20 protein-coding genes are annotated in these 17,511 nt (G+C 67.2%); 11 read left to right on the top strand and 9 right to left on the bottom strand.

Annotation, left to right across the window (positions count from 1 at the left end; translation table 11 throughout):
- Position 1: 1 nt before the first annotated feature.
- Positions 2-412 carry a Sec-independent protein translocase protein TatB gene (gene tatB, locus ABIA65_RS08020; RefSeq protein ID WP_354523196.1) on the top strand — a complete coding sequence of 137 codons (411 nt, stop codon included), beginning with the start codon at positions 2-4 and terminating at the stop codon, positions 410-412.
- A 34-nt stretch (positions 413-446) separates the two neighbouring features.
- Here tatB and ABIA65_RS08015 read toward each other — a convergent pair whose 3' ends face one another.
- From ABIA65_RS08015 to ABIA65_RS08000, 4 genes are all read right to left on the bottom strand, one after another.
- A complete protein-coding gene (locus ABIA65_RS08015) occupies positions 447-1,589 on the bottom strand; it encodes an Mrp/NBP35 family ATP-binding protein (protein ID WP_241403817.1) in 1,143 nt (380 codons plus the stop codon).
- Between the two features lie 43 nt (positions 1,590-1,632).
- Positions 1,633-2,925, bottom strand: a complete 1,293-nt coding sequence (locus ABIA65_RS08010; RefSeq protein WP_354523195.1) for a lytic transglycosylase domain-containing protein — start codon at positions 2,923-2,925, stop codon at positions 1,633-1,635.
- 94 nt (positions 2,926-3,019) lie between these two features.
- Positions 3,020-3,571, bottom strand: a complete 552-nt coding sequence (locus ABIA65_RS08005) for a DUF1003 domain-containing protein (RefSeq protein WP_241403819.1) — start codon at positions 3,569-3,571, stop codon at positions 3,020-3,022.
- Positions 3,568-4,875, bottom strand: coding sequence for a magnesium transporter MgtE N-terminal domain-containing protein (locus ABIA65_RS08000; protein ID WP_241403820.1), 1,308 nt, complete (start codon positions 4,873-4,875; stop codon positions 3,568-3,570). The genes ABIA65_RS08005 and ABIA65_RS08000 overlap by 4 nt, the downstream gene beginning before the upstream one ends.
- Before the next feature lie 25 nt (positions 4,876-4,900).
- Between ABIA65_RS08000 and ABIA65_RS07995 the strand changes: the two genes are divergently transcribed.
- Positions 4,901-5,857: an HpcH/HpaI aldolase/citrate lyase family protein gene (locus tag ABIA65_RS07995; RefSeq protein ID WP_354523194.1), complete on the top strand. Its 957-nt coding sequence runs from the start codon at positions 4,901-4,903 to the stop codon at positions 5,855-5,857.
- A 12-nt stretch (positions 5,858-5,869) separates the two neighbouring features.
- Here the strand turns inward: ABIA65_RS07995 and ABIA65_RS07990 are convergent, their stop codons facing one another.
- The 3 genes from ABIA65_RS07990 to ABIA65_RS07980 all read right to left on the bottom strand — a co-directional run bounded on the left by ABIA65_RS07990 (position 5,870) and on the right by ABIA65_RS07980 (position 7,005).
- Positions 5,870-6,097, bottom strand: coding sequence for a DUF4190 domain-containing protein (locus ABIA65_RS07990; protein ID WP_354523736.1), 228 nt, complete (start codon positions 6,095-6,097; stop codon positions 5,870-5,872).
- 78 nt (positions 6,098-6,175) lie between these two features.
- On the bottom strand, positions 6,176-6,310 hold the full coding sequence (locus ABIA65_RS07985; protein ID WP_354523193.1) for a hypothetical protein: 135 nt from the start codon (positions 6,308-6,310) through the stop codon (positions 6,176-6,178).
- Positions 6,310-7,005 (bottom strand): DUF4190 domain-containing protein, encoded by a 696-nt coding sequence (locus ABIA65_RS07980; RefSeq protein WP_354523192.1) that lies wholly within the window; start codon positions 7,003-7,005, stop codon positions 6,310-6,312. The genes ABIA65_RS07985 and ABIA65_RS07980 overlap by 1 nt, the downstream gene beginning before the upstream one ends.
- Positions 7,006-7,134: 129 nt before the next feature.
- Here ABIA65_RS07980 and ABIA65_RS07975 point away from each other — a divergent pair, with 129 nt between their 5' ends.
- From ABIA65_RS07975 to ABIA65_RS07950, 6 genes are all read left to right on the top strand, one after another.
- Positions 7,135-7,635 (top strand): YflT domain-containing protein, encoded by a 501-nt coding sequence (locus ABIA65_RS07975; protein WP_241403824.1) that lies wholly within the window; start codon positions 7,135-7,137, stop codon positions 7,633-7,635.
- A 232-nt stretch (positions 7,636-7,867) separates the two neighbouring features.
- Positions 7,868-9,211 carry an ABC transporter substrate-binding protein gene (locus tag ABIA65_RS07970; protein WP_354523735.1) on the top strand — a complete coding sequence of 448 codons (1,344 nt, stop codon included), beginning with the start codon at positions 7,868-7,870 and terminating at the stop codon, positions 9,209-9,211.
- A gap of 38 nt (positions 9,212-9,249) precedes the next feature.
- Positions 9,250-10,164, top strand: a complete 915-nt coding sequence (locus tag ABIA65_RS07965; RefSeq protein WP_354523734.1) for a carbohydrate ABC transporter permease — start codon at positions 9,250-9,252, stop codon at positions 10,162-10,164.
- Between the two features lie 73 nt (positions 10,165-10,237).
- Positions 10,238-11,062, top strand: a complete 825-nt coding sequence (locus ABIA65_RS07960; protein ID WP_241405530.1) for a carbohydrate ABC transporter permease — start codon at positions 10,238-10,240, stop codon at positions 11,060-11,062.
- A 3-nt stretch (positions 11,063-11,065) separates the two neighbouring features.
- Positions 11,066-12,235 (top strand): ABC transporter ATP-binding protein, encoded by a 1,170-nt coding sequence (locus tag ABIA65_RS07955; protein WP_354523191.1) that lies wholly within the window; start codon positions 11,066-11,068, stop codon positions 12,233-12,235.
- On the top strand, positions 12,235-12,828 hold the full coding sequence (locus ABIA65_RS07950) for a suppressor of fused domain protein (RefSeq protein WP_241403826.1): 594 nt from the start codon (positions 12,235-12,237) through the stop codon (positions 12,826-12,828). The genes ABIA65_RS07955 and ABIA65_RS07950 overlap by 1 nt, the downstream gene beginning before the upstream one ends.
- Before the next feature lie 18 nt (positions 12,829-12,846).
- Here the strand turns inward: ABIA65_RS07950 and corA are convergent, their stop codons facing one another.
- Positions 12,847-13,950 (bottom strand): magnesium/cobalt transporter CorA, encoded by a 1,104-nt coding sequence (corA, locus tag ABIA65_RS07945; protein WP_241403827.1) that lies wholly within the window; start codon positions 13,948-13,950, stop codon positions 12,847-12,849.
- Between the two features lie 140 nt (positions 13,951-14,090).
- Between corA and ABIA65_RS07940 the strand changes: the two genes are divergently transcribed.
- Both ABIA65_RS07940 and ABIA65_RS07935 read left to right on the top strand, forming a co-directional pair.
- On the top strand, positions 14,091-15,293 hold the full coding sequence (locus tag ABIA65_RS07940; RefSeq protein ID WP_241403828.1) for an NAD(P)-dependent malic enzyme: 1,203 nt from the start codon (positions 14,091-14,093) through the stop codon (positions 15,291-15,293).
- A gap of 8 nt (positions 15,294-15,301) precedes the next feature.
- On the top strand, positions 15,302-16,132 hold the full coding sequence (locus ABIA65_RS07935; RefSeq protein ID WP_354523190.1) for a glycine betaine ABC transporter substrate-binding protein: 831 nt from the start codon (positions 15,302-15,304) through the stop codon (positions 16,130-16,132).
- A gap of 9 nt (positions 16,133-16,141) precedes the next feature.
- Here ABIA65_RS07935 and ABIA65_RS07930 read toward each other — a convergent pair whose 3' ends face one another.
- Positions 16,142-16,972, bottom strand: coding sequence for an SDR family NAD(P)-dependent oxidoreductase (locus ABIA65_RS07930; protein ID WP_241403830.1), 831 nt, complete (start codon positions 16,970-16,972; stop codon positions 16,142-16,144).
- Between the two features lie 106 nt (positions 16,973-17,078).
- Between ABIA65_RS07930 and ABIA65_RS07925 the strand changes: the two genes are divergently transcribed.
- On the top strand, positions 17,079-17,462 hold the full coding sequence (locus ABIA65_RS07925; RefSeq protein WP_354523189.1) for a DUF732 domain-containing protein: 384 nt from the start codon (positions 17,079-17,081) through the stop codon (positions 17,460-17,462).
- The last annotated feature ends 49 nt before the right edge of the window (positions 17,463-17,511 follow it).

The following is a 17,511-nucleotide window of genomic DNA, read 5'->3' as shown; positions in this document are numbered from 1 at the left end:
CATGTTCGCCAATGTGGGTTGGGGTGAGATGGTGGTCCTGGTGATCGCCGGCCTCGTCATCCTCGGACCAGAACGGTTGCCCGGTGCCATCCGCTGGACCACCGGCGCGGTGAAGCAGGCGCGCGACTACCTGTCCGGCGCGACCAGCCAGCTGCGCGAGGATCTCGGACCGGAGTTCGAGGACCTGCGGCAGCCGCTATCCGAACTGCAGAAGCTGCGCGGTATGACGCCGCGGGCCGCGCTCACCAAGCACCTGTTGGACGGTGACGACTCGATCTTCACCGGTAACTTCGAGAAGCCGGTCTCGGCTCCGCCCGTGGGTCCGCCGCCAACGACGCCAACGCCGTCAACGACGCCGGAAAAGCCCGTCGCGCCGCCGGAGACCACCCCGTTCGACAGCGACGCGACCTAACGTCCCGGTCGTATCGCGGCCAGCCCGGGCAGACCTAGCGGCCCGCGGGGTCCAGTCCCAGCGACATCCCGGCCAGCCCACGCTTGCGCGACGAAAGGGCATCGGCGATCTTGCGCAGTTCCTTGCCCGCAACGGAGTCGGGCGCACTGAGCACCAGCGGCACACCCGCATCACCCGCGGCAACCAGATCCGGGTCGATGGGCACCTGACCCAGCAGCGGCACATCGGCTCCGACGGCCCTGGACAGGCTCTCGGCGACCTGGCGTCCGCCGCCCTCGCCGAACAGGTTCAAGGTCGTCCCGTCGGGGAGTAGTAGGCCGGCCATGTTCTCCACCACGCCTGCGATGCGCTGCCGGGTCTGCAGCGCGATGGCGCCTGCACGCTCGGCCACCTCGGCGGCCGCGAGCTGTGGTGTCGTCACCACCAGGATCTCCGCTCCGGGGATCAGCTGGGACACCGAGATGGCGATATCGCCGGTGCCCGGCGGAAGGTCGAGGAGCAGGACGTCGAGGTCGCCCCAGTACACGTCGGCCAGGAACTGCTGCAGCGCGCGGTGCAACATCGGCCCGCGCCACACCACCGGCGTGTTCCCCTGCGTGAACATCGCGATCGAGATGACCCGCACGTCGTGCGCGACGGGCGGCAGGATCATCGAGTCGACCTGGGTGGGACGGTCCTGCGTGCCCATCATGCGCGGCACCGAGTGCCCGTAGATGTCGGCGTCCAGCACACCGACCGACAGCCCACGCGCGGCCATGGCGGCGGCGAGGTTGACGGTGACACTGGACTTTCCGACGCCGCCCTTACCGGAGGCCACGGCGTACACACGGGTCAGCGAACCCGGCTGGGCGAACGGGATGACGGGTTCACGGGAGTCGCCGCGCAGTAGCTTGCGCAGTTCGGTGCGCTGCTCGTCGTCCATCACGTCCAGCGTCACCTTCACGGCACCGGTTCCGGGGACGTCGGCGACGGCCTGGCTCACCCGCTCGGTGATCTCGGCCTTCTTCGGGCACGCGGACGTGGTCAGGTAGATCTCCACGTGCACGCCGTGATCAGCGTCGACGGTGACGTTCTTGACCATGCCGACCTCGGTGATCGGCCGGCGAAGCTCGGGGTCGATCACCTTGCCGAGCGCGGTACGGACGGCTGACTGCAGGTCACTGGGTGTAGATGACATCACCTGCGAGTCTAGGCCGACACGCGGACCGGTTCCGAACTGGTCAGGTGGACGACGGTGCGCCGGGGGCCGGCGGCGCCACAGCAACTGCCGGGGGCGCCGGGGGTGGTGGGAACAACGGCGCAGGCGGCGGGGGCGGCGGAGGCGCGAACAGCGGCAGGAATGGCGCAGCCGGCGGGGGTGGCGGTGGCAGCACCGCCGGTGGCGGCACAGCAGGCAGAAGCGCGCCCGGTTGTGGCGCCGGTGTCCGGCTCTGGATGCAGAACACCTGGCAGTTCTGTTGCGGCGCGCTCTCTGACGGTCCGGGCAGCGGTCCCGGGGCCGCGCCGGGTACGCCGATCTGGCCCGCCGTGTTGACCCGCCCGATATCGAACAGCGGTGTCACGGCCAACGGGTCCGATGCAGGCAGGCCGGTGGCGTTGAACGGCAGGCCCGGTCCGAGTCCCTCAGGCCGGGCGTCGAGGTGGCGGTCGGAGATCGGGGGCGGAGTTCCGCTGATCGTGGGCAGATTGATCGGCTCCACGCCGGTGGCGTACGCCGCGGCCCAGCCCATGACGTTCTGGGCGTAGGCCATCGAGTTGTTGTACCGCAGGATCGACGCCAGGACGTGGGACTGATCGCGCAGGTTCATGTTGCCGCTGCACAGGTAGCGCGCCGCGGCCAGCGTCGAGTCGAACAGGTTCTGCACGTCGGCCTTGCCGTCGCCGTCACCGTCGGATGCGTACCGGGCCCACGTGCCGGGCAGGAACTGCATCGGGCCCATGGCGCGTGCGTAGGTCACCCGGCCTGCCTGCACGCTCTGCACGATGACCTCGTTGCCGGCCAGTGTGCCGTCCAGGGTCGGTCCGTAGATCGGCTGAACGGGGGTGCCGTTGGAGTCCGTGGCGCCGCCGTTGGCGTGCAGCGACTCGATGCGTCCGATACCCGCCAGCAGGTTCCAGCTCACGCCGCACCCCGGGTATGCCGAGGCCATCATGCGTTCGGCATTGCGGTACGCGTTGAGCGCCATGATCGGGATGCGCATGCTGCCGACAGGGGCCATCACGATGGGCGGTGGGGGCGGCGATCCGTTGGCGGCTGCGATCCGGACCGGTTTGAACGGCTTGGTGGCGGCGACGACGGCCGCTCCTGCCTGCCCGCCGCCGGTGTTCGCCACGGCGGCCAGCGGCGTGTATCCGTCGGCACTGATTGCGTGCTTGGGGATGGGCGACGACGCGCCGACGGCCCCAACGAGGACGAGTGGGGCTATGACGGCTACGCCGAAGGCCGGCGTGCGCATTACGCGACTCGCGCACCGTCGCGCTGTCGTGATGGCTGCGCGCCCCCCAATGTGCACTTAGACCGTCCTCGCAAGCTAACTCATCGTGTGAACCAAGTCACCATACCTACTCGTGTGACGCGTGTTGCAGCAATCCCCAACCAGGTTTGGGTCAGGGGTTGCTGTGCTCGGTCCGAGCAGCGCCCTTGGACTTCTTGTCCTTCGACTTGGTCGCCGCGTCAACGGGTGGCTGAAGCTGATTGATGAGGTCACGAATGTCCTCGAGTTCACGGCGGAGGTAGTCGCGCGTGGCCACTTCGCCGACGGCCAGACGCAGCGCGGCGAGCTCGCGCGCGAGGTACTCGGTGTCGGCCTTGGTCTGCTGGGCGCGGCGGCGATCCTCCTCGAGCGAGACGCGGTCGCGGTTCTCCTGCCGATTCTGGGCGAGCAGGATCAGCGGCGCCGCGTAGGCCGCCTGGGTGGAGAACGCGAGGTTCAGCAGGATGAACGGGTACGGATCCCATGCCAGCCCAATTGCGAAGAGGTTCAGCAGGATCCAGACGATGACGAAGACGGTCTGGATCGCCAGATAGCGTCCGGTGCCGAGGAAGCGTGCGAACGACTCCCCGAACCGGCCGGCCGCCTCGACGTCGAACTGCGGTGTCAACCGTCGCCGCGATGTGCGGGGCGTGTCGAGACGCTGGCGTGCCGACAGGTCGCTCACGACTGACCTCCGGGCGTCGAGCTACTGGTCGGCAGCTCGGGCTCCTCGGCGCTGACGCGCCAGTCGTGGGGTAGCAGGTGATCGAGGACGTCGTCCACGGCGACGGCGCCGAGCAGGTGTTTCTCCTCGTCGACAACGGGTCCGCACACCAGGTTGTAGGCGGCGAAGTACCGGGTCAGCGCGGCCAGCGACATGTCGGGGGTCAGCGTGGGCAGGTCGGCGTCGAGGATGCCGCCGACCAGGGCCGCGGGCGGCTCCCGCAGCAGGCGTTGCAGGTGCACGCAGCCCAGGTAGCGGCCGGTCGGGGTCGCCGTCGGCGGCCGGACCACGAAGGCCAGCGACGCCAGCGCGGGGGTCAGGTCGGGATCCCGCACTCGGGCCAGGGCCTCGGCGACGGTGGTGTCCGGCGCCATCACCACCGGTTCAGACGTCATCAGACCGCCCGCAGTGTCGGGGGAGTGCTTGAGCAGCCGCCGCACCGGCTCGGAGTCCTCGGGATCCATGCGGGCCAGCAGCGCCTCGGCCCGGGGGGCGCCGATCTCGCCGAGCAGGTCGGCGGCGTCGTCGGGGTCCATCTCCTCGAGAACATCGGCGGCACGCTCGGTGTCCAACTGCTCGAGAAGCTCGATCTGCTCGCTCTCCGGCAGCTCCTGCAGGATGTCGGCCAGCCGCTCGTCGTCGAGAGCGTTGACGACCTCGTAGCGGCGTTTGGCGGGAAGGTCACGAATCGCGTCGGCGACCTCGATGGGGCGCTGGCCCTCGAACTGCGCGAGCAGCTGTGCCACGCCCTGGCCGGGCAGCGCCAGCGCTGACGGTGTCAGCCCGATGACGTTCTGCCAGTCGACCACGTGGACCGTTGTGCGGCGGCCGATGCGGCGGTGGCTGCGCACCGCGATCCGGGTCACCACCCAGTCCCGCGATCGGACCTGTTCGATGGCGAGGTCGGCGACGACCACGTCGACGCCCTCGAGATTCGGCAGCTCCGGATCCTTCACCCGGACCCTGGTGTCGACGATCTGACCGAGCACGAGGACCTCACCGGGCCGCTGTGCGAAGCGCCGCAGGGACACATTGCCCGTCGTCAGTGTCACCGCGTTGGGTTCGATGGCGGTGATCCGCAGAATCGGTACGAATATCCTTCTGCGCGTGAGCAATTCCACGACGAAGCCCAGGACACGCGGCTGCTGGCGAACGACGCTGATACTGACCACGACGTCGCGGACACGGCCGATGGACTCGCCATCGGGGCCGAGCACCACCATTCCCGCAAGCCGGGCCGCGTAGACCCTGTTCACCGCCGCCATGTCTCAAAGGGTAGAGAGTATGGGCGTGAATAACCTCTATCGCCCCCGTCGAACGTGTCTCTCGGTTCCGGGTAGTAGCGACAAGATGATTGAGAAGGCCAAGCAGCTGCCCGCCGACGAGGTGTTCCTGGACCTCGAGGATGCCGTCGCCGCGGATGCGAAGGAGGCGGCCCGCACCCGCGTCGCCGCGGCGCTTGCTGAGCCGGGATGGGCCGGTCAGTTGCGCGGTGTGCGGGTCAATGACTGGACCACGCCGTGGACGCACGCCGACGTCATCGAGGTGGTGTCGACGGCAGGTGCACAGCTCGATCTCGTGGTGCTGCCGAAGGTGTCCGACGTGTCCCACGTCCAGGCGTTGGATCTCCTGCTGACCCAGCTCGAGATCACGCACGGTCTTCCCGTCGGTCGGATCGGCGTGGAGGCGCAGATCGAGAACGCCCAGGGGCTGACCAACGTTGACGCCATCGCCGCCGCACCGCGTGTGCAGGCGCTGGTGCTGGGGCCCGCCGACATGATGGCGAGTTTGAACATGCGCACCCTGGTGGTGGGTGAGCAACCCGAGGGCTACGACGTCGGCGACGCCTACCACCACATCCTCATGCGCATTCTCGTCGCAGCGCGCACGCACGGGATCAACGCGATCGACGGGCCGTTCCTGAAGGTTCGCGATGTCGAGGCGTTTCGCCGGATCGCCGGCCGCTCGGCTGCGCTCGGCTACGACGGCAAGTGGGTCCTGCATCCCGACCAGATCGTGGCGGGCAACGAGATCTTCAGCCCTCGCCAGGACGACTACGACCACGCCGAGCTGATCCTCGAGGCCTACGAGTGGCACACGTCGCGCGCTGGCGGTGCCAGGGGAGCGGTGATGCTCGGTGACGAGATGATCGACGAGGCGAGCCGCAAGATGGCGCTGGTGATCGCGGGCAAGGGCCGGGCCGCCGGGATGGCCCGGATGGCAGCGCGGTTCGAGCCGCCGGCGTAGGCGGGTTCTGCGCTAGACCGCTGAATAGTCGCTGACGAACATGGCGAGCATCAGCAGGAGGTACAGCAGGATGCCCACCGCGACCAGGGCGCCGATGATGACAGCGACCAACGCCAGGCGATAGCCGTCCTGACCCGTGCGCCGCGTCTCGCGTATCGCGATGATGCCGATTATCAAACCGATGATCGAGGGCACGCCGCAGAACGTCAGGCCCGCCAGGGATGTGACGAGGGCCGCGATCGCCTTGCCGTTGGTGCCGTACGGCTTCGCGGGTCGGTACGGGCCGTATGGGTCGGGGCCGTAGGCGTATCCGCCGGCCTATGGCGGCGGATACGGCGGCGGCAGGCCAGGGTTGGGCGGGTAGTCGACAGCGGTGTGCGGGTCGACGGCCGGCGGTGAACTCTGCGGCGCAGGCTCGGAGCCGCGCGACGGCTGATCTGGGCCGTCGGTCATCAGGAGGCCGCTACGCCCACCAGCCAGAGCAAGCTGAACAGCAGCGTCACGGCGCCCACCGCGATGCCCGCGATGGCCAGGCCACGGCCTGATTCGCCGCTGACCTTGATCTGGTTCAGTGCGACCACGCCGAGCACAATCCCGGCGATCGAACCCAGACCGCACAGCGAGATGACTGACGCGACCAGCGAGGCGATCGCCAGGCCGTTGGTCTTCGGGGCAGGCGCACCGTAGGCGCCGTACGGCGGGTAGCCCTGGGCCGCATATCCCGGTGTCCCGTAGCCGGGTGCCCCGTAGCCCGGAACCCCATAGCCGGGCGGTGGGTACCCCGGCGGCACATACCCGGGGGCCCCGTATCCCGGCGGTGGGTAACCCGGCGCGGCGCCGTAGGGCGGAGGCGGGGGATAACCAGCCGGAGGAAGACCCGGATCGCCGGCCGGCGGGGGGTATCCGGGCACGCCGTAACCCTGGTCGGCCGGGGGCGGCGCATACGCGCTCGGGTCGTACGGCGGCGGAGGCTCATACGACGGCGCAGGCTCATACGACGGCGTCGCGTAAGCGGGCGGGGTGTCCGCAGGCGGTTGCTGGGTGTCCTCGATCGGTCGCGCTTCGTATCCGCCGGATACCGGCTCCGATGCACCCGCACTGGTCTCGGGTGACGGCGACTTGTCCGCGTCAGAACCCTCACTCGTCATGCCGACAAACCTAGCGCAACGGCCGATACTCGGTGATCGAAGCGCATTCGGGGCACGATGGTCGCTATCGGGGCGTTGTCTCGTTGAGGATCAGTAGGACCTGCACGGAAGAGTCGGAGGAGACGAACCATGACCAGCCCGCTTCAACCTGGGCCGAAGTCGGGACGCGGGGGCCCGGCTGGGTTGCCGACACCACCCAAGGGATGGCCCATCGGCTCATACCCCACCTACGCGGAGGCGCAGCGCGCGGTGGACTATCTGTCCGACCAGGAGTTCCCCGTTCAGCAGGTGACCATCGTGGGCGTCGATCTCATGCAGGTCGAACGTGTCACGGGCCGTCTGACGTGGCCGCGCGTGCTGCTCGGCGGTGCGTTGACGGGTGCGTGGCTCGGTCTGTTCATCGGTCTGGTCCTTGGCTTCTTCAGCCCCAGCCCGTGGGGCTCACTGGTCGCGGGCTTGGTCGCCGGCGTGTTCTTCGGTCTCATCACATCCGGCATTCAGTATGCGATGGCGCGTGGCACAAGGGATTTCAGCTCGACGATGCAACTCGTCGCTGGTCGCTACGACGTGCTGTGCGACCCGAAGAGCGCCGAGCAGGGGCGGGATCTGCTGGCGCGCTTGACGATCTGACCGTTGCCGCGCGGCGGCCAATTGTGTGGCCGCCCCGGGGGCGCGGAGTGCGCTGACGCGAGCGTGACAGGTCACGATTCCGGCCCGATATCTCGGCGCGCGGCCGATAGTGTTGCACATCACGCGTCCTTGGCTCTACGGTTTGCGCGCGGGATGTTCCCCTCGGACGGAGGCAGTGGTGCGCGCTCTGCGGCTTAGGGCTGCGGCGTTGGCTGCGCTGACGACGGCGTCGATGGTATCGGCGTGCAGTTCGGACAGCGGGGGCATCGTCATCAACTACTACACGCCGGCAAGCGAGATGGCGACGTTCACTGCCGTGGCGAAACGCTGCAACGACGAACTCGGCGGCCGCTTCACCATCAAGCAGATCAGCTTGCCCAAGGGTGCTGATGACCAACGCCTTCAGCTCGCGCGTCGACTCACCGGCAACGACAAGACGCTCGACCTGATGGCACTCGACGTGGTGTGGACCGCGGAGTTCGCCGAAGCTGGTTGGGCGTTGCCCCTTTCGGATGATCCGTCGGGTGAGGCGGAGGCTGATGCGCGGGCCAACACGCTGCCGGGGCCGCTCGAGACGGCGAAGTGGCAGGATCAGCTCTACGCCGCGCCGATCACGACCAACACCCAGTTGCTCTGGTACCGACCGGATTTGATGTCGGAGCCGCCGGCGACCTGGGATGGAATGGTGTCTGAGGCCACCCGACTACACGCCGCTGGCGAGCCGAGTTGGATCGCCGTGCAGGCCAAGCAGTACGAGGGCCTCGTGGTCTGGTTCAACACGTTGCTGGAAAGCGCGGGGGGCCAAGTGCTCTCCGACGACGGCAAGACCGTCACGCTCACCGACACCCCCGAGCACCGCGCCGCGACCGTCAAGGCGCTGGAGATCATCAAGGCCGTTGCCACTGCGCCCGGCGCCGATCCATCGATCACGCAGACCGACGAGGGCACGGCGCGCCTGGCACTCGAACAGGGCAAAGCCGCACTCGAGGTGAACTGGCCCTTCGTGCTGCCGTCCATGCTCGAGAACGCGGTCAAGGGCGGCGTCTCCTTCCTGCCGCTCAACGAGCAGCCGGAACTGAGCGGCAGCATCAATGACGTCGGCACGTTCTCACCGACTGACGAGCAGTTCGAGATGGCCTATGACGCCAGCAGGAAGGTGTTCGGCTTCGCCAACTACCCGGCAGTGGTGCCGGGTCAACCGGCCAAGGTCACGCTCGGCGGCCTGAATGTGGCGGTGGGCAAGAACACTCAGCACAGGGCGGAGGCGTTCGAGGCCATACGTTGCCTGCGCAGTGTCGAGAACCAGCGCTACACCTCGGTTGAGGGTGGCCTGCCCGCCGTGCGGGCGTCGCTTTACGACGACCCGGCCTTCCAGGCCAAGTACCCGCAGTACGCGATCATCCGCGAACAGTTGACGAATGCCGCGGTGCGGCCGGCGACGCCCGTCTACCAAGCGGTATCGACGCGTATCTCGGCGACCCTGGCTCCCGTCACCGATATCGATCCCGAGCGCACGGCCGACGAACTCGCCGAACAGGTGCAGAAGGCCATTGACGGAAAGGGGCTGATCCCGTGACCCCTCCAGTCAGTACGGCCTCGACGCAGGCTGTCCCGGTGTCGCCGGCGACCGACCAGGCTGCCCGCGCCGGCGACGACAAGCGCTCCGAGCGCAGGCTCGCGTTCTGGCTCGTCAGTCCCGCCGTGCTCCTCATGCTTGCGGTGACGGCGTATCCGATCTTCTACGCCGTCTGGTTGAGCCTGCAGCGGTACAACCTCGCCGCCCCCGACGACACCGAGTTCGTCGGGCTGGCGAACTATCAGACGATCCTCACCGACCGGTACTGGTGGACGGCGTTCGCGGTGACCCTGGCGATTACCATCGTCTCGGTCGCCATCGAGTTCGTGCTCGGCATGGCGCTGGCACTCGTCATGCACCGCACGATCTTTGGCAAGAACGTGGTGCGCACCGCGATCCTGGTGCCCTACGGCATCGTCACGGTGGCGGCGTCCTACAGCTGGTACTACGCGTGGACGCCGGGGACGGGCTATCTGGCCAACCTGTTACCCGAGGGCAGTGCGCCACTGACCGAGCAGATTCCGTCGCTGGCCGTGGTGGTGCTGGCTGAGGTGTGGAAGACAACGCCGTTCATGGCACTGCTGCTGCTCGCTGGCCTCGCGCTGGTCCCGCAGGACCTGCTCAACGCCGCGCAGATCGATGGCGCGGGCGCCTGGAAGCGTCTGGTCAAGGTCATTCTGCCGCTGATCAAGCCCGCGATCCTGGTGGCGCTGCTGTTTCGGACCTTGGACGCGTTCCGCATCTTCGACAACATCTATGTGCTCACCGGCGGCGCGAACGACACGGGATCGGTGTCGATCCTGGGCTACGACAACCTTTTCAAGGCGTTCAACCTTGGCCTGGGGTCGGCGATCAGCGTGCTGGTGTTCCTGTGCGTCGCGGTGATCGCGTTCATCTACATCAAGATCTTCGGTGCGTCAGCTCCCGGCTCGGATCAAGAGGGGCACCGATGAGCGCTTGCGCGAAGAGGAGAGGGGCACCGATGAGCGCTTGCGCGAAGAGCAGAGGGTGTCGATGAGCGACAAGGTGGATGCGCGCCGCGCGACGGGCTGGACCGTCATCAACGTGCTGGTGGTGGTGTACGCGCTGTTCCCGGTGCTGTGGATTCTGTCGCTGTCACTCAAGCCGACGTCATCGGTCAAGGACGGCAAGCTGATTCCGACACAGGTGACCTTCGACAACTACAAGGCGATCTTCGAGGGCAGTATCTTCAGCTCGGCCCTGATCAACTCGATCGGCATCGGGTTGATCACCACGGTGATCGCCGTGATCGTCGGCGGCATGGCCGCGTACGCGATCGCCCGACTGGCGTTCCCTGGCAAGAAGGCTCTGGTTGGGGTCGCGTTGCTGATCGCGATGTTCCCGCAGATCTCGCTGGTGACACCAATTTTCAACATCGAGCGCAGGATCGGGTTGTTCGACACCTGGCCCGGCCTGATCATTCCCTACATCACCTTCGCGCTGCCGCTGGCGATCTACACCATGTCGGCGTTCTTCCGCGAGATCCCGTGGGACCTCGAGAAGGCGGCGAAGATGGATGGCGCCACACCCGGTCAGGCATTTCGCAGGGTGATCGCACCACTTGCCGCCCCCGGCATCGTCACCGCCGCGATTCTGGTGTTCATCTTCGCGTGGAACGACCTGCTGCTGGCACTGTCGCTGACGGCCACCGAACGGGCGATCACCGCACCGGTGGCCATCGCGAACTTCACCGGTAGCTCACAATTCGAGGAGCCGACGGGTTCCATCGCGGCGGGCGCGATGGTCATCACCGTGCCCATCATCATCTTCGTACTAATCTTCCAACGACGGATTGTCGCCGGTTTGACGTCCGGTGCGGTGAAGGGATAACCGATGGCCGAAATCGTGTTGGATCACGTGTCGAAGAGCTATGCCAACGGTGCGACAGCGGTCAAGGACCTGTCCCTCACCATCGCCGACGGCGAGTTCATCATCCTGGTGGGACCGTCGGGCTGCGGAAAGTCGACCACGCTCAACATGATCGCCGGTCTCGAGGACATCAGCTCCGGTGAACTCACGATCGGGGGTGAGCGCGTCAACGAGCGCGCACCGAAGGACCGCGACATCGCCATGGTGTTCCAGTCCTACGCGCTCTATCCGCACATGACCGTCCGCCAGAACATCGCGTTCCCGCTGACGCTCGCCAAGATGAGCAAGGCCGATATCGCCACCAAGGTCGAGGAGACGGCCAAGGTCCTCGACCTGACCGAACTGCTGGATCGCAAGCCCGCGCAGTTGTCCGGCGGGCAGCGGCAGCGGGTCGCGATGGGGCGTGCAATTGTGCGGAACCCCAAGGCATTCCTGATGGATGAGCCGCTGAGCAACCTGGATGCGAAGCTGCGCGTGCAGATGCGCTCGGAGATCGCGCGGCTGCAGAATCGGTTGAACACCACCACCGTCTACGTCACCCACGACCAGACCGAGGCAATGACGCTCGGTGACCGCGTGGTGGTCATGCTGGCCGGCGTGGCGCAGCAGATCGGTACCCCGGAGGAGTTGTACAACTCGCCGGCGAACCTGTTCGTGGCGGGCTTCATCGGGTCGCCCGCGATGAACTTCTTCCCGGCGAAGTTGACCGACGTCGGTGTGCGGCTTCCCATCGGCGAGGTGACGCTGACCCAGGAGGTGCACGACATGCTCGCCAAGCACCCCAAGGCGACCAACCTCATCGCCGGTGTCCGCCCCGAGCACATCGAGGACGCTGCGCTGATCGACACATACACCAGGATCAAGGCGCTGACGTTCGAGGTCACTGTCGACCTGGTGGAGTCACTCGGCGCCGAGAAGTACGTCCACTTCCACAGTGAGGGTGCGGGCGCGGAGTCCGCCCAACTGGCCGAGCTGGCGGTGGAATCCGGCAGCGGCGTCAACGAGTTCGTGGCGAGGGTCTCGACTGATTCGAAGCTGAGAGCGCGTCAGCCCGCCGAATTGGCCTTCGACACCTCGAAACTCACACTGTTCGACGCGGACACAGGTACCAACCTGTCGATCCCACCTGCATAGTGTCCGACGTCCTCGCCGAGGTCCGCGCGGGACTGCGTGACCACTTCACCTCCGTGGGTGTGGTGGGTGAGCCGGTGGCGGCGAATGTGACGTTCCTCGGCACGGACCCGATGACGGTGCTGCGCTACGGTGCCGACGCCGAGGGCATCTATCACTATGTCTCCCTTGGCTGTTCGCGACACCCGATGGTCGACCCGCTGGAGTTCCACGTCGATCAGTCGTCGGGTCCCCGAGCCGAAGTGGTGGTGGCTCTGCGAGGTCCGACGCCCACGGGTTTGGCCCGGTCCATCGCCGTGGTCGCCTCTGCGCCCGCCGTGGAGGGTCTGATCCTGGTGCCCGACGCACTGGTGGACCTCGAGACGCCGCTGTGGCCGGGCGCGCCGTTCACCGCAATGCTTATGGGCCACAGTGGCATTGCGGACATCGCCATCGGCGGCTCCGATGAGTCGGTGGCCGTGCTGTCGGCGACGCCGATAACCGCCACGGAGGCGGCGTGGGTCAGACTCAAGGGCGCTGACGCCATGCGCGAGGCGTGGCGCACCGACGGTGTCGACGTGACCAATCCCGGTCGCCCGGCTGCACAACCCAGCTAGGCCCCACCCGCAGAGGGATTACAGCCAGTTGTTGCGGCGGAAGGTCACATACAACAGCGAGCACACGGTCACCATGACCATCAGCACCGCGGGATAGCCCCACACCTGGTGCAGTTCGGGCATGTGGTCGAAGTTCATGCCGTATATGCCGGCCAGCGCGGTCGGCACGGCGGCGATGGCCACCCAGGCCGAGATCTTGCGCATGTCGACGTTCTGCTGCATCGCGACCTTGCCGAGCGCGGCGTGCACGAGGGAGCTGAGCATCTCGTCGTACTCGGCGATCCGGTCCGCCGCGCGGCTGTTGTGGTCGTGCACGTCGCGCATGTAGCGCCGCACCTCGATCGAGACCAGATCTTCGTGTTCGGTGAGCAGTTTCAGCAGTGCCGATGTCAGCGGGCTCACTGCGCGCCGCATTTCGACCACCTCGCGCTTGAGCAGGTAGATCGACTCGATGTTGGTGTGAGCGCGAGGTGAGAAGACGTCCTCCTCCATCGAGTCGATATCGGTCTCGATGAGATCGGTGACGTCGAGGTAGCTGTCGACGACGTGATCGGCGATCGCGTGCATGACGGCGTAGGGCCCCAGATCGACTGTCTCGGATGAGGCGTCCAGGTTCTTGCGCACCGTCGCCAGCCCGCCGTGCTCACCGTGGCGGACGGTGACTACGAAGTCCGCACCGGCGAACACCATGATCTCGCCGGTCTCGACGATCTCGCGGGCCAGGGCCACCGACTCGTGTTCGACGTAGACGACGGTCTTGAGCACCAGGAACAGGGTGTCGTCGTAGCGCTCGAGTTTGGGCCGCTGGTGGGCGTGCACGGCGTCCTCGACCGCGAGGGGGTGCAGACAGAAGACGTCGGCGACGGCCTGCATCTGGTGTTCGTCGGGTTCGTGCAGACCAATCCACACGAATGCGCTCACACCGTCGGCCTGGAGTTCGCGGACCTTCGCCAATGCCGCGGAATGGGTGAACTTGCCGGGAACCCTCTTGCCGTCGGCATATACGCCGCAGTCGACCATCGCCCGTGCCACGGGAACGTGAATCGAGGCGGCGTCCGGGCCGGCAGGACGGCGGCCGGTGTTGCGCAGCATCGAGGGCTGCAGCGCGCGGAACGATGGCATACGTCAACCTCCCTCGGCGGGCGTGGCGACCCGATCCGGCCCGACACGACAGGCGGAATGCTACGCCGCCAAACAGGGCACGGCTCCTCACGAGCGGGGAACCTGAACCTGTGAGAAGTCGACTGAAGTACCCTGGCGCCGTGTCTAACGGAGCCATCGATTCCTCGCGCGAGCATTCGTCAGCGGTGCGCACCCCACAGGTAGTCATCGACGATGCGGAGATCTTCGCGGCCCACGAGGGCGGCAAGCTCTCGGTCGCGCTGAACTCGCCGCTCGATACGCAGCGCGCGCTGTCGATCGCCTACACCCCGGGGGTTGCGCAGGTCAGTCGCGCGATCGCCGCGGACGCGACTCTGGCGAAGAAGTACACCTGGGCCAACCGCCTGGTCGTCGTCGTCAGTGACGGCAGCGCCGTGCTCGGGCTCGGCGATATCGGTCCCGCGGCCTCGCTGCCCGTCATGGAGGGCAAGAGCGCGCTGTTCAAGACTTTCGGTGGCCTCGACTCCATCCCGATCGTGCTCGACACCAAGGATCCCGACGAGATCGTGGAGACCCTGGTCCGCCTGCGCCCGACGTTCGGCGCGGTCAATCTCGAGGACATCTCGGCACCGCGCTGCTTCGAGATCGAGCGACGCGTCATCGAGGCGCTGGACTGCCCCGTCATGCACGACGACCAGCACGGCACCGCGATCGTGGTTCTCGCCGCGCTGCTGGGCGCCACCAAGGTCCTCGACCGTGACATCCACAGCCTCAAGGTCGTCGTCTCCGGTGCCGGCGCAGCCGGTGTCGCGTGCACCAACATTCTGCTGAACAGCGGTGTCACCGACATCGTCGTGCTGGACAGCAAGGGCATCGTGCACAACGGTCGTAGCGACCTCAATTCGTTCAAGGCCGAGCTGGCGGGCCGCACCAATCCGCGGGGCCTCACCGGTGGTGTCGCCGAGGCACTCGACGGTGCCGACGTCTTCCTGGGTGTCTCGGCCGGCCTGGTGCCCGAGGAACTCATCGCGACCATGGCGCCCAACTCGATCGTGTTCGCGCTGTCGAACCCCGACCCCGAGATCCACCCCGATGCCGCCAGGAAGTACGCCGCCGTGGTGGCCACCGGGCGCAGCGACTTCCCGAACCAGATCAACAACGTGCTCGCGTTCCCCGGTGTGTTCCGCGGCGCGCTGGACGCGGGTGCGCGGCGTATCACCGAGGCGATGAAAGTCGCTGCGGCACATGCCATTTTCGGGGTCGTCGGTGATGATCTCGCGGTCGACCACATCGTGCCAGGCGCTCTCGACCCGCGGGTCGGACCCGCGGTGGCGCAAGCGGTCGCGGAAGCCTCGAAGGTCTGAGTCGTCCGATGCGCCGGCTGGCGGTGGCGCTCGTCGCGCTGCTGCTGGCAGGGTGCGGTGGTGAGGCGTCCGCGCCCTCTGTTGCCGTTGGCACGGCAGAGGATTCCGAGTCCGCGCTGCTCGGTCAGCTGTATGCGGCAGCACTGCGGTACTACGGCAGCCCCGCGCACGTCGAGACCAGCCCCGATCCGGTGGCCGATCTCGACACCGGCGATGTCCTGGTGGTTCCCGGCCTGACCGGACGCCTGCTGGCGCGTTTCGACCCGGGCTCGACGGCTCGGGCTCCCGAACAGGTCTACCGGTCGATGATCTCCTCGCTACCCGAGGGTGTCGGCGCGGGGGACTACGCGCAGTCCGCGGGGGATGAACCCGCCGTGGCGATCACCGAGGCGACCGAGCGTGCCTGGGGCGGACACGATGTCACCGCATTGGTGCGCAACTGCGATGGGCTGACGGTCGGTTCGCTCAAGGGTGCGGTCACGCCCCGCTCCGTGGGGTCGTGCACGCTGGCGGCGCCGCGTCAGTTCGGCGACTCGGCCGCGCTCTTCGCGTCGCTTCGCGCGGGTGGGATCGACGTCGCCTGGACGTCGACCGCCGCACCTGACGTCCCCGACGAGGTGGTGGTGCTTGCCGACCGCACCGCGTTGATCCGGGCGGAGAACGTCGTCCCGCTCTATCGGCGCAACGAGCTGACCGAACGGCAGGTGCTGGCGCTCAACCAGATCGCGGGCGAACTGGACACCGGCTCGCTGGCCGACATGCTGCGCAAGCTCGATGAGGGCGCCGAACCTGGTGCGGTGGCCGCGGAGTGGCTGGCCTCGCACCCGCTCGGTCACTAGCCCATCTGGTCAGTGAACCGGTGGCATCAGCTTCGAGGTGACCATCGAGAACAGCTTCTGGTAGCCCGATCCGGTGAGCCGCACGATGACGTCGAGCGCCTTCGCGTCGGGGCCGACGAGTACGCGGGCATTCTTCTTGCGCACCGCCTCGAGGATGATCTTGGCCGCCTTCTCGGGCGTGGTGATCGTCAGCTTCTTGTCGAAGAAGTCGGTCAGTGTCTTGGTGTCGACGCCGTCGACGGCCGTCGCGTTGCGCATGATCGCGGTCTTGATGCCGCCGGGATGAACCGTCGTCACCGCGACCGGATGGCCGTTGGCGAACATCTCCTGGCGCAGCGCCTCGGTGAAGCCGCGGACGGCGAACTTGGCCGAGTTGTAGGCCGCCTGGCCGGGCACCGAGAACAGACCGAAGATGCTCGACACATTGACGACGTGCCCGTCGCCCGAGGCGATGAGGTGAGGCAGGAACGCCTTGGTGCCGTTGACGACGCCCCAGAAGTCGACGTCCATCACCCGCTCGATGTCCTTGAACGGCGTGACCTCGACGTCGCCGACGAATGCGATGCCCGCGTTGTTGTAGATCTGGTTGACCTTGCCGAAGTGGGCCGCGACCTCGTCGGCGTACAGCAGGAACGCCTCACGCTCGGTGACGTTGAGCCGGTCTGACTTCACGGGTGCCCCGATTGCCTTGAGGGCCTCCTCGGTGGCGGCCAGGCCCTCGGTGTTGACGTCGCTGATCGCGACCTTGGCGCCCGAACGCCCCAACTCGATGGCCAGTGCCTGCCCGATACCCGAGCCAGCCCCCGTGACCACCGCTACCTTGCCCGCGAAACCCTGCATACCCACACTCCTCGTCGACTTGTGTCGAGCTTAGACAGTACCGGCGGTACCGGTGGCACGGGGCTTGCCGGGTAACGAATCCGGGCCGGGGTCCGATTCCCACATCATGACGTTCATCCGTACCGCGACCATCGCCTCCATGGCGGTCTCGGCCGGCCTCATGGCCGCAGCGACATCTCTGGCAGCACCTGCGGCGGCCGATCCCGGTGCCGACGCCTTCGTGGCGGCACTGACATCGGCCGGCCTGTCCGGGGTCGATACGGCGACCGCGGTCTCTGTTGGGCAGTCGGTGTGCCCAATGCTCGCCGAGCCCGGTCAGCAGGTCGCCAACGTCGCCGCCGACGTCTCCGATGCCATCGGCAGGCCACTGGGCCCGGCCACCATGTTCACCGGTATCGCGATCTCGATTTTCTGCCCGGCCGCGGTGACGTCGTTGGCCAACGGCCAGTCGCCGCTGGGGCCGATCCCGCTGGGACTGCTCGGCATCTAGCCCTCAACGCGCTCCAATGTGAAGAAATGCGCGAGATTTCCATGAAATC

The organism is Mycolicibacterium sp. 624 (assembly GCF_040548615.1).
GTDB lineage: Bacteria > Actinomycetota > Actinomycetes > Mycobacteriales > Mycobacteriaceae > Mycobacterium.
Note: the sequence above shows the minus strand (reverse complement) of the source record. Positions and strands in the feature narration are given on the sequence as shown.

Excerpts from the sequence above, each read along its gene's own strand:
- ABIA65_RS07985 (WP_354523193.1), bottom strand. The coding sequence starts at position 6,310 with ATGACCGACGGCCCAGATCAGCCGTCGCGCGGCTCCGAGCCTGCGCCG.
- ABIA65_RS08015 (WP_241403817.1), bottom strand. The coding sequence starts at position 1,589 with ATGTCATCTACACCCAGTGACCTGCAGTCAGCCGTCCGTACCGCGCTC.
- ABIA65_RS07980 (WP_354523192.1), bottom strand. The coding sequence starts at position 7,005 with ATGACGAGTGAGGGTTCTGACGCGGACAAGTCGCCGTCACCCGAGACC.
- ABIA65_RS07935 (WP_354523190.1), top strand. The coding sequence starts at position 15,302 with ATGCGCCGGCTGGCGGTGGCGCTCGTCGCGCTGCTGCTGGCAGGGTGC.
- ABIA65_RS07925 (WP_354523189.1), top strand. The coding sequence starts at position 17,079 with ATGACGTTCATCCGTACCGCGACCATCGCCTCCATGGCGGTCTCGGCC.
- corA (WP_241403827.1), bottom strand. The coding sequence starts at position 13,950 with ATGCCATCGTTCCGCGCGCTGCAGCCCTCGATGCTGCGCAACACCGGC.
- ABIA65_RS07975 (WP_241403824.1), top strand. The coding sequence starts at position 7,135 with ATGACCAGCCCGCTTCAACCTGGGCCGAAGTCGGGACGCGGGGGCCCG.
- ABIA65_RS07955 (WP_354523191.1), top strand. The coding sequence starts at position 11,066 with ATGGCCGAAATCGTGTTGGATCACGTGTCGAAGAGCTATGCCAACGGT.
- ABIA65_RS07930 (WP_241403830.1), bottom strand. The coding sequence starts at position 16,972 with ATGCAGGGTTTCGCGGGCAAGGTAGCGGTGGTCACGGGGGCTGGCTCG.
- ABIA65_RS08000 (WP_241403820.1), bottom strand. The coding sequence starts at position 4,875 with ATGGCGGCGGTGAACAGGGTCTACGCGGCCCGGCTTGCGGGAATGGTG.
- tatB (WP_354523196.1), top strand. The coding sequence starts at position 2 with ATGTTCGCCAATGTGGGTTGGGGTGAGATGGTGGTCCTGGTGATCGCC.
- ABIA65_RS07970 (WP_354523735.1), top strand. The coding sequence starts at position 7,868 with ATGGTATCGGCGTGCAGTTCGGACAGCGGGGGCATCGTCATCAACTAC.